The organism is Mycobacterium sp. NGS67 (assembly GCF_059812185.1).
On the sequence record NZ_JCALCF010000057.1, the window covers coordinates 1 to 14,499 of the forward strand.

Annotated in this window: 11 protein-coding genes and 1 tRNA gene; 6 read left to right on the forward strand and 6 right to left on the reverse strand. The window is 65.3% G+C overall.

Annotation, left to right across the window (positions count from 1 at the left end):
* Positions 1-3: 3 nt before the first annotated feature.
* From AC5Y4D_RS26780 to AC5Y4D_RS26795, 4 genes are all read right to left on the reverse strand, one after another.
* A complete protein-coding gene (locus AC5Y4D_RS26780; RefSeq protein WP_500038700.1) occupies positions 4-1,521 on the reverse strand; it encodes a sensor histidine kinase in 1,518 nt (505 codons plus the stop codon).
* A gap of 7 nt (positions 1,522-1,528) precedes the next feature.
* Complete coding sequence (locus AC5Y4D_RS26785) at positions 1,529-2,302, reverse strand: response regulator transcription factor (protein WP_499947008.1); 774 nt, start codon at positions 2,300-2,302, stop codon at positions 1,529-1,531.
* Positions 2,303-2,818: 516 nt separating this feature from the next.
* The gene (locus tag AC5Y4D_RS26790) at positions 2,819-4,003 is read right to left on the reverse strand and encodes a PPE family protein, SVP subgroup (RefSeq protein WP_499947009.1); all 1,185 of its coding nucleotides are present in this window, start codon (positions 4,001-4,003) and stop codon (positions 2,819-2,821) included.
* Positions 4,004-4,068: 65 nt separating this feature from the next.
* The gene (locus tag AC5Y4D_RS26795; RefSeq protein ID WP_500038701.1) at positions 4,069-4,947 is read right to left on the reverse strand and encodes a PPE family protein, SVP subgroup; all 879 of its coding nucleotides are present in this window, start codon (positions 4,945-4,947) and stop codon (positions 4,069-4,071) included.
* Positions 4,948-5,297: 350 nt separating this feature from the next.
* Between AC5Y4D_RS26795 and AC5Y4D_RS26800 the strand changes: the two genes are divergently transcribed.
* The 3 genes from AC5Y4D_RS26800 (at position 5,298) to AC5Y4D_RS26810 (ending at position 7,258) form a co-directional block, all read left to right on the forward strand.
* Positions 5,298-5,371: transfer RNA gene (locus AC5Y4D_RS26800), tRNA-Leu, on the forward strand.
* 323 nt (positions 5,372-5,694) lie between these two features.
* Positions 5,695-6,012: a helix-turn-helix domain-containing protein gene (locus AC5Y4D_RS26805; RefSeq protein ID WP_499947011.1), complete on the forward strand. Its 318-nt coding sequence runs from the start codon at positions 5,695-5,697 to the stop codon at positions 6,010-6,012.
* A gap of 13 nt (positions 6,013-6,025) precedes the next feature.
* On the forward strand, positions 6,026-7,258 hold the full coding sequence (locus AC5Y4D_RS26810) for a type II toxin-antitoxin system HipA family toxin (protein ID WP_500038702.1): 1,233 nt from the start codon (positions 6,026-6,028) through the stop codon (positions 7,256-7,258).
* Positions 7,259-7,663: 405 nt separating this feature from the next.
* On the opposite strand, the gene AC5Y4D_RS26815 is transcribed toward AC5Y4D_RS26810, so the two are convergent.
* A complete protein-coding gene (locus tag AC5Y4D_RS26815) occupies positions 7,664-8,857 on the reverse strand; it encodes a Fic family protein (protein WP_500038703.1) in 1,194 nt (397 codons plus the stop codon).
* Between the two features lie 222 nt (positions 8,858-9,079).
* Here AC5Y4D_RS26815 and AC5Y4D_RS26820 point away from each other — a divergent pair, with 222 nt between their 5' ends.
* On the forward strand, positions 9,080-10,327 hold the full coding sequence (locus tag AC5Y4D_RS26820) for a cytochrome P450 (RefSeq protein WP_500038704.1): 1,248 nt from the start codon (positions 9,080-9,082) through the stop codon (positions 10,325-10,327).
* On the forward strand, positions 10,320-10,946 hold the full coding sequence (locus tag AC5Y4D_RS26825) for a TetR/AcrR family transcriptional regulator (RefSeq protein WP_499946776.1): 627 nt from the start codon (positions 10,320-10,322) through the stop codon (positions 10,944-10,946). The genes AC5Y4D_RS26820 and AC5Y4D_RS26825 overlap by 8 nt, the downstream gene beginning before the upstream one ends.
* A gap of 11 nt (positions 10,947-10,957) precedes the next feature.
* On the opposite strand, the gene AC5Y4D_RS26830 is transcribed toward AC5Y4D_RS26825, so the two are convergent.
* Positions 10,958-12,190 carry a PQQ-dependent sugar dehydrogenase gene (locus tag AC5Y4D_RS26830; RefSeq protein WP_500038706.1) on the reverse strand — a complete coding sequence of 411 codons (1,233 nt, stop codon included), beginning with the start codon at positions 12,188-12,190 and terminating at the stop codon, positions 10,958-10,960.
* Between the two features lie 228 nt (positions 12,191-12,418).
* Here AC5Y4D_RS26830 and AC5Y4D_RS26835 point away from each other — a divergent pair.
* A partial coding sequence (locus AC5Y4D_RS26835; protein ID WP_500038705.1) for a putative bifunctional diguanylate cyclase/phosphodiesterase occupies positions 12,419-14,499 on the forward strand: 2,081 nt, incomplete at its 3' end.

A 14,499-nucleotide genomic window follows, 5' to 3' on the forward strand; every position in this document is an offset into this window, starting at 1 on the left:
GGGCTAGGCGACGGAGGCGGGGTCGATCATGGGGAGCCGCACCCGAAACACCGTCAGTCCATTGGCGGATTCGGCCGACACCGTGCCTTCGTGTGCCTTGACGATCGAGTTGACGATGGCCAGGCCCAGCCCGTGGCCGGATCCGTTGGACCGCGACTTGTCGGCGCGAACGAAGCGCTCGAACAGGTGGGGCAGAACGTCGGGGTCGATGTCGGGCCCGTCGTCGGTAACCGTCAGTTCCACGTAGGGTCCGGCGATGCCTTCGGTGCTGGTGTGGTGACAGGTGATCCCCGTCGTGACGGTGACATCGGGGGGAGTGTGCACCCACGCGTTGGTCAGCAGATTGCTGAGCAGCTGGTGCAGCCGGGCACGGTCCCCGTTGACCCACACCGGTTCTTCGGGCAGGTCCTTGGCCCACCGGTGCGTGGGTGCGGCCACGGCAACGTCGTTCACCGCGTTGATCACCAGGTCGGCGAAGTCAAGATCCTCGGTTTGCAGGTCCTGGCCTTCGCCCAGTCGGGACAGCAGCAGCAGTTCGTCGACCAGTGACGCCATCCGTCGCGCCTCGGACTCGATGCGCGCCAGCGCGTATTCGGTGGTCGGCGGCAGGGCCGAACTGTCTTGTCGGGTGAGTTCTGCGTAACCCTGAATGGCCGCCAGCGGTGTGCGCAACTCGTGGCTGGCGTCGGTGATGAATTGCCGCATGCGCAAATCGGATTCGACGCGATGCGCCAGCGCGCTGTCGACGTTGTCCAGCAACTTGTTCAGGGTGTGCCCGACGATTCCCACCTCGTTGTCCGGGTCGGTGTCCTCGGGTCGCACCCGCACCCGGATCTGGTGGTCATCGTGCGCGAGGGGCATCGCGGCCACCTCGGCGGCGGTGGCAGCAACCCGGCTCAACGGGCGAAGTGCGTAGCCCACCACCCACGCCGTCAGCGCGGCGGTGATCAGAATCGCGGTCGCGACCAGCGCGGTGGTGGTGAGCTGCTTACGGGCGATGATGTGGTCGGCGATGCTCAGTGAAACCCCGACCACCAGGCGGTCGGCGCCGGCGGTGCGGCTGTCGACCTGATGGGGTCCGAGACTGCCCAGCGTCTCGATTCGGGACGCGCCGTCGGACCAGGACTGCGATTCGATCGCCTGGATGACGTCGGGTGGCGCCGGCCGTGGCTCGTCCTCGGAGAAGACGGCGGAACCGATGACTTTGCCGTCGCGCAGCACCGCGATCATGTTCCCCGGGGTTTGTCCGGTGAACTCGAGCAGCGCCTGCGACACCGGCGGTATGCCGGTGTGTACCGACGTGTGTTCCCCGTTGCGGTACCTGGCGTACGCATGGGTGAGGGCATGCATGGATTCGGCGACTTCGGCGTCGTTCATCGCGGTGACATAACCGCGCAGGGTCAGCACCGAGACCGCGCCGACGGCCACCAGCACCACCGTCACGACGCTCAAGACGCCGAGCAACAGCTGGCGGCGAAGGGAACGGGGAAAGAACCGCGGGGTGTAGCGATCCCCCGTCATGCCGAACTCATTCGGGGGGTCGGAGCATGTATCCAATTCCACGCACGGTGTGGATCATCGGCTCTCTGTCTGCGTCGATCTTCTTCCTCAAGTAGGAAATGTACAGGTCGACGATGCTGGTGCGGCCGGCGAAGTCGTAGTTCCACACCCGGTCGAGGATCTCGGTGCGGCTCAGAGCGCGCCGCGGATTGCGCATCAGGAAGCGGAGCAGTTCGAACTCGGTCGAAGACAGCGACATCGGGGTGCCGCCCCGGGTCACCTCCCGGCTGGCCGCGTCCAATTTGAGGTCGCCGACCTTGAGTGATTCGTCGGCGGGGGGCGCCAGATGGCTGGAGCGGCGCAGCAACCCACGCAGTCGGGCGACCAGCTCCTCCAGGCTGAACGGCTTGGTCATGTAGTCGTCGGCGCCGGCGGTCAGGCCCGTCACCCGGTCCATCACCGAGTCACGGGCGGTGAGGAACAGCGTGGGTGTGTAGGAGTCTGATTCCCGCACCCGCTGCAGAATCTGCAGGCCGTCCACGTCGGGCAGCATGATGTCCAGGACCAGCACATCGGGGCTGATTTTGTCGAACTTGGCGATCGCCTCGCGCCCGTTGTGCGCGATCTCGACGTCCCAGCCCTCGTAGTGCAGCGCCATCTTGACCAGGTTGGTCAAGGCCGGTTCGTCGTCTACCAGCAACACTCGGATGGGTGAACCGTCAGCCCGGTTAATCCGCGGCAGCTGCCCAAGAATCGCTTGGCGCGGACGCTGCCCGCGCCCGTATCCCGTCATCGCTGTCATATTGGAGCATTCTTTCAACCACATATGTTGTTGTCACTGTCTTCATAGACTTCTCAAATGTCATGATGCCATCAATTGCCGACGGACGGTCTTCTGCCTATGAGTCGGACGTGCATCGGTGCCGGGTGCGTGGCGTTGCAGCTAGATCAAAAATGCTGTGATACAAGGGTGTTGACTACCGGGACCAAGCGGGATGGACGGTGTCCGACGGGTCGGTGATAGTGAACGGGCGCGGTCCCAAAACCGGTGGCGAATGCGTCGAATACGGTGCGGGGACGGTTGCCGACGGGCTGGCGGCGCGTTGCGCGTCCACGGGCGGTAGAGCCCGCGCCGAGGCTGCCGATGGCCTCGCCTTTTTGCCGTGCCGTCGTCGGGAGCCGGCGGTACATCCGGGGTCGGGCAAACTTACGATCTCGTCAACCAAACCGGGCAAAGCGGCGTGGCCGCACACCTTTTCGGTGCGCGGCCACGCTGTTGGTTGCGGACCTGGTGGGCGACCTGGCAGCCGCCGAACCGTTACACGACCACCTGTTTGGGCATGACGATCGGCCGGACGCCGTAGCGCGGGCCGGCGGCGGCACCGGCGCCCTTGGCGGCCGCGGCCATGCCGGGCATTCCGGCCATCATTCCCGGCGCAGCGGCTTCCTCGGCGACCGTCCAGCCGCTGCCCGCGAGCGCGGTTCCGGCTGTTTCCGCCAGCGGAGCCGCACCCGCCCAGCTGGCAGGCACCGACAGGCTGCCGACCAGAGCTGCCTCGCCCATGGCTGCGCCGCCGGCCGCTTCAGCCGCGCCGGTCAGTCCGGCGGCCGCCGCGGCAGCGGGGGCTGCGGTGGCTTCCACGGCCTCGGCCGCCGCGGCAGCGATGTTGGCGTCGATGGTGTGGGCGGCGAAGATGCCGTTGGGGATGGCGGCGAACATGAACCACGATGCCGTGACACCGATCTGCTGGATGCCGTTGAAGATCAGCGGGGTACCCAGCAGGCCGTCCAGCGAGGTCAGCAATTCCTGGACGGGGACCGGGAGCGCGTTGAACAGTCCGGTACCGATGGACGACGTGCCGAGCGCGAGGTTGCCCAGCTCGCTCTGCAGGCCAGTGACGACGTCACCGAGGGAAGCGGCGGGTCCCACCGCCTGGGCAGCGGCGACGGCCGCGGCTTGGGCCCCCGCACCACCGGGGTTGGTTTCCGGTGCCAACGGGGTCATCGGGTCGAGAATCCCGGCGACCGCCGCGCTGGCCTGGTAGGTCGTCATCGCGATGACGTCCTGAACCCACATCTCCAGGTACTGGGCCTCGGTGGCCATGATGGCAGGGGTGTTGATGCCCAGGAAGTTCGTCGCGACGAGGGCGGCCAGCAGCGCTCGGTTGGCCGCGATCACCGCCGGGGGCACCGTGGCCGTGAAGGCCGCTTCGTAGGCGGCGGCCGACGCCGTGGCCTGGATGCCCGCCTGTTCGGCAGCCGCGGCTGTCGAGGCCAGCCACGCCACATAGGGCTGGGCTGCGGCCGCTGCTGCCGCCGATCCGCCGCCCGTCCACTGTTCGGTGGTCAGCGACGTGATGATCGACTCGTACTGGGCCGCAGTGGCGCTCAGCTCGGCGGCCAGGTTGTTCCAGGCGGTCGCGGCCGCCATCAGCGGTCCGGCGCCGGCGCCGGCGTACATGAGTCCGGAGTTGACTTCCGGGGGAAATCCGACGAAAGACATTGCTATCCCGTTCCTGTTGGCTTAATTCCGATAGGTGGCTACGTGGGGATCGATCGCGTCGGCGCTCAGACGCTCACCGGCTTCGGCATGACGATGGGCTTGACGCCGTAGCGCGGCGCACCGAATCCGGAGCTGTTGCGTGCGGCCGACGCGACGCCGGGCATCCCGGGGTAGAACCCGTTCGCCGTCGTGGCCGGCGCGGCGGTGGTCCAGCCGGCCCCGGACAGGGCACCGGTGGTCGAACTCGACACCAGGGTGGTCCCGGCGGCCCAGCTCGGCGGTACCGACATCGAGCCGACCAGCGTGGAGGTGCCGACGCCGGCCGAGACCGGTCCCATGGCCGCGCCGGTCAGGCCACCTTCGATGGCCGCGCCCTCGATGGCGGCGTCGGCGGCGATGTCCGCGGGGGCACCGAATCCCTCGGGGAGGAGGCCGCCGCTGGTCAGACCCAGCATGTTCGACGAGGCTGAGGCGAAGTTGCCGATCTCGTAGTTCATGACGTTGGCCATGTTTCCCGACAGGCTGAACGGCTGGTCGCCGAAGCTGGTGACGGGGCCACCGAGCAGGATGGCCAGGTTGTCGATGGCGTTGGTCACCGGGGAAGAGGCCGCGGGGGCAGCCGCCGCGGAGCCCACGCCGTCGGCCAACACGGCCGCGGCCGCGTTCGCGTCCTCGGATGCCTCGTAGGTGCCGCTGCTGAGTCCCAGAGTCTGCACGAACTGCTCTTGGATCGCCTGAGCCTCGGCGGCGATCTGCTGATAGAGGGCGCCGTAAGCGGTGAAGATTCCGGATTGAATGATGGAGACCTGGTCTGCGGCGGCCGGAGCGATGGCGGTGGTCGGCGTGGCAGCACCCGCGTTCTGCGCCGCCAATGCGCTACCGATGGCTCCCAACTGGGCAGCTGCGGCTGCCAGTTCCGCGGGTACCGCTGTCAAGAACGACATTTTCTGCTCCTTGTTTTCGAAACATGGCCGGCCTTAACTCCCCGGTACCGACCCTGAATGTTTGCGTAACGGCTGCTGTGCGTTGGCGTAACGCTAGCCAGCTCACGACTCCACAGTTGCCGCGAAAAGGGGTGGGGTGACGGACGTTTACGGCTTCTTAACGCTGGCGTTCGTTGTTTTAACAAGGCTCTGGCGGGTGATACGGGCCTGTCATCTGGCCTCGTGGCCCATGTCCCACCTATCCGGGCGCGGCGCGCGATCATACGCAAGACGACGCGGTGGCGCACGTTGGGTCTGATGGCGGCAGAATGGTCCGGACTTGGCGGTCTGGAAGCTAGATTCGCCGCCGAGCCCCCATAGCCCAATTGGCAGAGGCAGCGGACTTAAAATCCGCCCAGTGTCGGTTCGAGTCCGACTGGGGGCACTGGAAAGTGCAGTTCAAACGTGGTGCGGGATGGCTAGCTCTGGACTCAGGAGTTCCGGACTCGATCTGCCTACCGACGGCCACGCGTTTTCGTCGATCCGCACCGAGCGCGCAGGAATCGTGTCCTTTCCCTGACCGATGGGCTTTTCGGTCAGGTTGACGCACGACCGACGCAGACTGGCGATCTCGCCTCGCCGCATTCCATAGAGCGACCCCGGTTGCAGGAACCAAGCAACTATAAAATGACACTATAGTAGCGCTATAGTCATTTTAAGGTAGGTGATCCGATGGCCAGGCGAGTGATTGCTCCGAACCGTGCCGCAATGGATGCTCTCGCGGTCCTTGGATCTCAGATTCGCCTCGCGCGGCACCAGCGGAACTGGACCGCCGAGAATCTCGGGGAGCGTGTCGGTGTAGGGCCGCGCACCATCACCGCTATGGAACGCGGCGCCCCTGGCGTGGCTATCGGCAGCGTGTTCAGTGCGGCCACGATCCTAGGCGTTCCACTGTGGGGCGCCGATGACGACGAACTCGCACGGATGCGTCGGCGTGGTGAGGAACGCGTCGCACTGATCCCGTCTCGCGAGTACCAGCCACGAGCAACCGCAGTGGATGGTGGCCGTGACGCGCTCAACTTCTGATCGCAGCGCCTCCGTGCCCCGCGACGCATTCGTGTGGGTGTGGCTCCCCGGGCACGCCGACCCGGTGGTGGCCGGACGGGTGCATTACCAACGTCACGGCCACAGGTTCGTGTTCGGCTACGGCCGCAGCTACCTCGAGCGCCCCGAGGCAATCAGCCTGTACACGCCGGAGCTCCCGTTGCGCGCCGGGTGGCAGGCACCTCAGCCCAATATGGCGATCGCTTCGGTACTGCGCGACGCCGGCCCTGACTCTTGGGGCCAGCGCGTCATCCTCGAGCGTATATACCGTGCCAAAGGCAAAGATGCTGACCCTGGTGACCTCGATCAGATCACCTACTTTCTGGAGTCAGGATCGAACCGGATCGGCGGACTGGACTTTCAGGAAAGCCCCGAGGTGTACGTGTCGCGAGGCACCTCGGCGACTCTCGATGAGCTGCACGCCGCGGCCGATGCCCTGCAGGAGGGACGCGATCTCTCCGATGATCTCGGCGCGGCATTGGTGCGGGGCACCTCGATCGGCGGTGCCCGGCCTAAGGCGCTGATCGACGTCGGAGGCGTCTCGCACATCGCCAAGTTCTCCGCGGCCTCAGATCCGTACCCAGTGGTCGGCGCGGAGGCGCTCGCCTTGGAGTTCGCACGGCGTGTTGGAATCGACACGACCAGTTCGTTCGTCACATCCTCCCTCGGACGCGACGTGCTTGTCATTGAGCGGTTCGACAGGCCGCCGGGAGGCGGTCGGCGCATCGTTGTTTCGGGACTCACCATGCTCGGGCTCGACGAGATAGAGGGGCGCTACGCCACCTACCCGGATCTGTTGGACGTGCTGCGCCGCATGGGGACCGACCCGGGTGTCGGCCGGCGGCTGTTCGATCGGCTCGTGTTCAACGTGGCGGTCGGCAACAACGATGATCACGCTCGGAACCACGCCGCGTTCTGGGACGGCTACGCACTTGAGTTGACGCCCGCCTACGACCTGTGCCCGCAGATCCGGTCCGGTGAGACCGCGGCGCAGGCGATGGCCTTCGACCGCGATGGGACGCGCGACAGTTCATTCGCCGCGTGCGTGGCCGCCGCTCCGGTGTACGGCCTGACGGCAGCAGAGGCTCGTGACGTCATCGACGAGCAGGTCACCATCATCGAGCGCGACTGGGATGAGGTGGCCGACGTGGCCAGGCTGACGAAGGGTCAGCGAAACCTGCTGTGGCACAAGCAGATCCTGAACCCATTCGCGAGTTACGGATACTGACTGCAGTTGTGCTTCTCGCGCATCCGGACCGCGACACTGCGAGGCGGGCTCGGTGGTGGTCGTCTGCGCACCGGATGAGCGAGAGCGGCCTTCCCGTGACCGCAGCTGTGATACCTCCACATTTCTCCATCCGGTTACGCGCACGGCCGATGACTTTGGGTGTCACGGACTACACGCAGGGATGCCGCGAGGGGTTCGGGATTTTGCGCCGCCACTGAGCATCGAAGGTAGAGGGAGCTGTAAGCACCGCCTTTAACCTTGAACCGCAGTACGATACGGCATTACGCAGGGAAGGTCGCAGAGAATCACCGTTTCTCGCAGGCGATGCCGTGATCGTAGTTTGTGGCTGAGATACCAAGCACTTTCTCTCACAACCTGATTCAACGAGCGCCGGATAGATCTCGGCTATGTGCTGGCTCGCTCTATTCTGCGTCCAAGGTCGTCCAGCTCGTCGAGCACGCGACTTGCGCCCCAAACCTGGTCGCGCTTGCGGTCAGTAAGAGCGCGCAGGACGCCGGCGGCCTGCAGTCGATCGATTGCGGCGAACACGCTACTCCGAGGTGCGTCGATCAGCGATGCGACATCGTTGGACGAAATGATCGGGTTCGATGGCAGTAACAGCAGCAGTTTGGCAGTGGCACTGTTGCGCCTGACTGCTCCGACCATGTTCTGCCAGTCTGCGGGCATCTCCGCCAAACGTTGTGTAGTCGTGCGTGATTCGGCCGCCGCAATCTTTGCCGCGTTGACGAAGGTGGTTATCAGTGGGCGTAGGTCACCGGCGCGGTAGGTGTTGAGCGCCTCGAAGTAGCGATCGCGGTGAGCTACGAGCGCCGATGCCAGTGGGACGACCAGACGTGTCGTCGCTCCTCTTCTCCGAAGGATGGTGTTGACGAGTGCCCGGCCGATGCGGCCGTTTCCATCGGTGAAGGGGTGGATTGATTCGAACTGTGCATGCGCTATTGCCGCTTGAATCAGGACGGGCATGTCGGTCCTGTTCGCGAACATCACGAGGTCTTCCAGGTACGTCTGAACCGTGTCGGGCGGGGGTGGAACGTATAGCGCGTCTCGGGGCGAGTAATCGCTTCCGCCGATCCAGTTTTGGACGGTTCTTATCCGACCTGCTTCCGGTCCCACTAGCGGGTCGTTTCGCATCAGCGCCTCGTGTGCTCGCAGGATCACGGCTGTCTCTACCGGCGCGTGGTGCCCGACGCTGGCGATCATTGTGTCTAGGGCCGTGGTCGCCGCAACCATCGAGACGGCGCTCGCGTTGCCTCTGCTGCCGTGGAGTGCGCGCGCGTAGTCGTCCAAACTTGCCTCGATGCGTTCAATTTTGGAGGACGCTACCGATTCCGTTCGTAGTAGGAGAGTGTTCAGCGCTGCTAGGTCGGCTCCGTGCGCGCTGTCGAGCCGAGAAATTTCGACCATCGCAATCTCGAGCTCGACAGCGATATCTGCGTTGATGTCGACCTCGAGGTCGGCGATGAAGGGGGGAAGTGACACCTCGAGGTAACGAAGTGTCCTGTCCTCGCGGGTGCCGCCTCGTTGAGTCTGTACCCACGGACGGCGCTGTGCGGTGTGTCGTGGCCATGGATCCGCCATCGCCCTCTCCTAACTCGGACTAGCTATAGCGCTAGTCCGAGTTAGGACTGATAAGTCGGACTTATCGCCTCCCAGGCCATCGGACGTTGCTGCGTAGAACGTATGACCAGAGCGGCCAGCACCGCCCATAAGCAGCCAATTCGGCGACCACGATTGACCGAACCGGGACACTGGTCATACATTCAAGCAGAACATGTCCATCCCGCGGAAGTTGAGACATCCATGCAGAGCACCGCTCCCAATGTCTTCGAAGCCGGTCTCCCGACATTCGATTACACCCTTGATGCCACTCCGCACGACATCCTCGAGGATGTTCGATCGGCGCAATCGCGTGCGCCCATCGCCATCGGACCCCTCGGCCCGGAAATTCTGTCCTACGAACTGGCTCGCGACATCATGCGCGACAACAGATTTCGCCTGCCGCCCGGCATCACCCTGGCCTCCCAGGGCATCACGTCAGGTCCGCTGTACGACAAGATGGCCAACAGCCTGCTCGGTTTGGACGGCCCACCACATGTCCGGTTACGCAAACTGGTTTCCAAGGCGTTCACTCCGCGCGCGACATCACGCCTTCAGGACACGATCCATGAAGTGGTGAACGGGTTGATCGACCGGGTGGTGGACGCCGGACGGTGTGACGTGGTGACCGACATCGCCCGTCCATACCCCACTCCGATCATGTGTGCGCTGACCGGAGCGCCCCGCGAGGATTGGCACCTGTTCGCGGACTGGACCGAAGAGGTCTTCAAGGCCCTCAACTTCCAGCCGGACGCCACCTTCGATCAGGCCGCGATCATGCGCGCATGGAATGAACTCGACGCCTACGTCGACGACATGGTGGCGGCCCGCCGACACAATCTGACCGATGATCTGCTCTCCGAACTCATACGCGCCGAAAGCGACGGCGACCGCCTCAATCTGGACGAACTGCGAGGTATGGTGGCGGGTTTCCTGATGGCGGGAACCGACACGACGCGGAACCAACTGGCTGCGTCCGTGCAGGTGCTCTGCGAGCATCCAGATCAGTGGGCGAAGCTGCGCGACCAGCCAGAACTCGCGATGCAGGCGGTCGAGGAGAGCATGCGCCATTCCCCGGCGGGAAGTATCGTCCCGCGGGCCGCGACTTGCGATGCCGAGTTCGGCGGGTACATGTTTCCGGCAGGAACCTTCGTACTCGTGAATACCTTTGCGGCCAACCGCGATCCAGCGATCTATGCCGATGCTGACCGCTTCGACATCGCGCGCAAGGACGTACCTGCGATCCTGACCTTCGGCGGTGGCGCGCACTACTGCCTCGGGGCGAACCTCGCACGCCGGGAACTGGCGGAAGCGCTCATAGTCCTCACCCGCCGCCTCTCCGTCGTTCATCGCGCCGGACCGGCACCGTGGAAACCCCTGCTGGGAATGACCGGTCCCACAACACTTCCGATCGAATTCACCAGTGAAAGGCTTGTGACGGCGGATGCGTAGTCGTGGCTGGGCGGGTTTGACGCCCACTTCGGACGAGGAAGCGATCTCCCGAATTCTGACTGCGGTGGACGAAGAGGTCGCCGAGAACGGATCGGCGCTACGCCTTGCCGACGTCGCCCGCCGGCTCGGTGTCACTCGCCAGACGGTGTACCGGTACTTTCCCAATGCCGACGCGCTGCTCATCGCCAGTTCGATGCGTGCGGTCAACGGCTTCATCGACCAGGTCGCAGAACACGCCAGAGGGCTCAACGACCCGGTCACGGCACTGGTCGAATGCATTTCGTTCGGAGTCGGGAACCTCGCCGGTGATCCGCAGCTGGAGAACCTGTTGACCCGACGGCAAGAGGGCGAAGCCGTCACCTCGCTGAGCTCCGATACCGCGATCGCATTCTGCTTGTCACTCTTTGACCGCCTGGACGTCGATTGGAAACTGCACGGCTTCGACGCGGCCGCGCTGCGTGAACTTGCCGAAATGACCCTGCGCACTGTGCAATCGCTGCTCACCGATCCGGGGCAGCGTCAGGGTGACGAGATCGCACTACGACGGTTCGTTGCGCGGTGGCTCGGTCCGGCGATCCTCTATCCACGGCTGGCGTCGCTCGTCAGTGCGGCTCCGTAACCGAGACATCCCTACCGCCCCGGCGGGGCCACCCGATAAACCGCACCCGCGGCGTCGTCCGTGACGTACACGGCTCCGTCCGGTCCGACTACCGCGGCGACCGGACGCCCCCATCGGGATCCGTCGCCCGCTTGGAAACCACCGACCAGAGTCTGCTGGTCACCGGGAGTGCCGTTGCGCCAGGGAAAGAACGAAACCTCGGGTGCGCGCGGGGGCTGCCGGTTCCAGGAGCCATGGATGCCGACCAGGGCGCCATCCGAATATGGTTGCGGCAGAACGCCGCTGGTGAACGCCAGCCCGAGCGGGGCCGAATGAGCGCCCATGCTCTGCTCGACCGGCGCCAAGCCCGAACAGTCCATCGCGGATCCGTCCCTGTTGGTCGACATGTCGCGGACAAACCGCAAATTCGCGGGACCTCCATCGGGATTGCAATAGGGCCAACCCAATTCGCGTCCGGGCGTCAAGCGTGCCAGCGACTCCGGTGGATGGTCGTTGACGTACTCGACATCGACATTGCCATTCGGATCCGGTGCGTTGTCGCGATTGTTCACAGCGGTCCACAACGAACCGTCCGGCGCGAAAGCAAGACCGGTTCCGTTGCGCACCCCGGTCGCGAACGGCTGCGCAGTGCCGCCGTCCGGCGGGATCCGCATGATCGTCGCCCTGGGCGGTGTCGCCGTGCGGTCCTGCGCAGAGATGTTGGCCGTCGAGCCGATCGAGAAGTAGACCGCACCGTCGCGACCGACGACCACGCTTTTCAGCGCGTGCGCGTAGGCACCGTGCAGATCGGGACTGCGCGCGTCGGGAAGACCGTCGACCACCGTACGTCCGTCGCCGGCCCGTCCGTCGATGTAGTCGTACGCATCGATCTGGTCGCTTTCGGCGACATACAGCGTTGAGCCCGCGAACGCCATCCCATGCGGTTGGTCGAGACCGTCGAGCAGCGTCGATTGTTGCGGCGCCGCACCCGGTGTCAGCTTGATGATCTGCCCGCTGGACGGAACCGACACCAGCAAAGCGCCGTCGGGAGTCCAGGTTTCCAGCCGCGCTTTGGGGATCCGCGCCAATACCGAGATCGTCCAGCCCTCCGGGATCAGAGCCTGCCGCGGTTGGTCGAACGGTGCCTGCGCCAAAGAGGCGGGAACGCCGACGGGCGCAGAGATCAGCTTTGCGGATGCCGGTGCAGGCGGCGCGGGCCCGGTCGCGGACGGTGGGGACTCGGCCGAGCATCCGGCGGTCAGCATGACGCCCACCAGGACAGCGGCCAGCGCCGATCTGCCACGCAGATAGTGGACGGCCACGTCGTCACCCATACCCGGCGCGACCGTCACCCATACCCGGCCGACCGTCACTCTTGCCCTGACACAAGATCGGTAACCGGCAGTCGGTGCCATCCGCGCAGCCGATTAGCTACCTTCATGTCCGGAAATACCATGGCTTAACGTGGTGCAGGTCACAGGGAGGGGAGGCCGGTGTCGACCGAACATCCACGACTGCGCCTCTACATCTTCGGCGCGGTCACGCTGTTGTCGGTCGTCAACGCCTTGGCGCTGTGGGGCGGACCGGCCGCCCATCGCGGCGAGACATTTCTTCAGCTGAGCACGGGGCTGGCCGCGATCGTCGCTGGTCTCGTGACTGCGGCGCGCACAAGTGGCTTGTCGCGCTGGTGGCGACTGCTCTACGCCGTCGGGGTGGGATTGTGGCTGTTCGGTCAGGTCCTCTGGTGGACGGGTAACACCCTGTCGAGCCGCATCGCGCCGGCGCCGGGGATACTCGCCCATTTGCTGCTGCCGGTGTTCGCGATCACCGGGATTGTCCTGCTGGTATACGACAGCGGCAGGGTGTTCGGGCGCGACGGGCTGCTGCGCCACCCTCCCGCCACGAGTCTGATCGACGGCGTGGTGGCCGGTCTGTCGTTCTTGATCCTGGCCACGATGGGCGGCTTCGGTGCCGGGTCGTCGGCTGCACTGGCCCGGTCGGACAGCGCGACTGTCGAGATGGGGTTCGCGTTGGCCGAGGTCGTGGTCGTGGGCGCAGTGGTGGTGATCGCCATGGTGTATGACCCCGACCGCCCGTATCGGGTGAACTACCTGCTGCTGGCCGGCGGCGTCGTGTCCATGGCGACCTCGGATCGCGTCACCGCCTACTTCCGGTCGGTCGGCGCCGAGGGCGGCGAGCTGTTCGGCGCCATCGGATTGATCCTCGGCCCGGTGATGATCGCGTTCGCGATGCTCGAGTATCCGCCGCAGCCGGACGCTGATCAGGTCGTTCGGGGGACTGACTGGGCGAAGCTGATCCTGCCTTACGTCGGATTTCTCGGAATCGCCGTGCTTTTCGCCTACCACGTGCTCATCGGACACTGGTTGGACGCATTCGCGGTCTGCGTAACGGTGCTCATGGTTCTGCTGGTCGCCATCCGTCAGGTGATCGCGATGCGCGCGCAGTGGCTACTGACTCAACACCTGTACGTCGCGCAACACCGTCTCGCCTACCAGGTGGATCACGACGCCCTGACCGGCCTGCCCAACCGGCTCTTGTTCGCCCGCCGCCTCGACGAGGCGATGCGCAGCGGCGGTTTCGTCCTCATTTTCGTCGACCTCGACGACTTCAAGGAGATCAACGACCGGTTCGGACATGCGGCCGGTGACGAACTGCTGTGCGCGGTGGGCGAGCGACTCAAACGTTGTGTCACCGACAGCGACACGTTGGCCCGGGTGGGCGGGGACGAGTTCGCGATATTGATCCACGAAGGCGTGGAGGAGCTCGAAACGGTCCGGCATCGACTGCGGGTCGCGCTGCGCGATCCCTTCCCCCTGCACGGTTCCTCGGTCCGCGTCCGGGCCAGCATGGGTCTCGTCCGCCCGGGCACCGAGCACGGACCTCAGACGTCCGACGACCTGTTGCGGCAAGCGGACATCTCGATGTACGCCGGCAAACGGCTCGGCAAGAACACCGCGGTGATCTACCAACCGTTGACCGGCATACCGGGGGATTTCCCGACGGCACTGCGCAAGGCCAAAGGGGGCGTGCCCGCTGGATTCAGCCTCGTCTACCAGCCGATCGTGCGGCTCCCGGAGGCAACGCCGGTTGCCGTCGAGGCCCTGGCCAGGTGGACCGCACCCAACGGCATGGACATCGCCCCCGAAACGTTCGTCACGGCCGCCGAAGCCGCGGGACTCGGTGCCGCCCTGGATGCGATGGTGCTGGAACTGGCGTGCACCGAAGTCGAGGCGGCCGGGATGGACGTCGACATCCATGTCAACATCGGCGCGGCGCGCCTGGGCAACACCGACTTCGAAGAGCACGTGGACCGGACACTCAAACGCCACCGAATCGCGCCGGGCCGCCTCGTCGTGGAGATCACCGAGACGGTGCCGATCGTCGACCTCGCCGACGCGGCGGCGCAGATCACCCGGCTCAACGCGACCGGTGTGCGGGTGGCGCTCGACGATTTCGGCGCCGGATACAATTCGCTGACCTACCTGCACGCCCTGCCGGTGCACGTCGTCAAGCTCGACCGTGGTCTGGCGGTGGGTGTGGACCCGGCACGCGA

What these genes read in the sequence shown, in the direction of transcription:
- AC5Y4D_RS26780 (WP_500038700.1), bottom strand. Translation starts at nt 1,521, where the DNA reads ATGACGGGGGATCGCTACACCCCGCGGTTCTTTCCCCGTTCCCTTCGC.
- AC5Y4D_RS26785 (WP_499947008.1), bottom strand. Translation starts at nt 2,302, where the DNA reads ATGACAGCGATGACGGGATACGGGCGCGGGCAGCGTCCGCGCCAAGCG.
- AC5Y4D_RS26790 (WP_499947009.1), bottom strand. Translation starts at nt 4,003, where the DNA reads ATGTCTTTCGTCGGATTTCCCCCGGAAGTCAACTCCGGACTCATGTAC.
- AC5Y4D_RS26795 (WP_500038701.1), bottom strand. Translation starts at nt 4,947, where the DNA reads ATGTCGTTCTTGACAGCGGTACCCGCGGAACTGGCAGCCGCAGCTGCC.
- AC5Y4D_RS26805 (WP_499947011.1), top strand. Translation starts at nt 5,695, where the DNA reads ATGGATGCTCTCGCGGTCCTTGGATCTCAGATTCGCCTCGCGCGGCAC.
- AC5Y4D_RS26815 (WP_500038703.1), bottom strand. Translation starts at nt 8,857, where the DNA reads ATGGCGGATCCATGGCCACGACACACCGCACAGCGCCGTCCGTGGGTA.
- AC5Y4D_RS26820 (WP_500038704.1), top strand. Translation starts at nt 9,080, where the DNA reads ATGCAGAGCACCGCTCCCAATGTCTTCGAAGCCGGTCTCCCGACATTC.
- AC5Y4D_RS26825 (WP_499946776.1), top strand. Translation starts at nt 10,320, where the DNA reads ATGCGTAGTCGTGGCTGGGCGGGTTTGACGCCCACTTCGGACGAGGAA.
- AC5Y4D_RS26830 (WP_500038706.1), bottom strand. Translation starts at nt 12,190, where the DNA reads ATGCTGACCGCCGGATGCTCGGCCGAGTCCCCACCGTCCGCGACCGGG.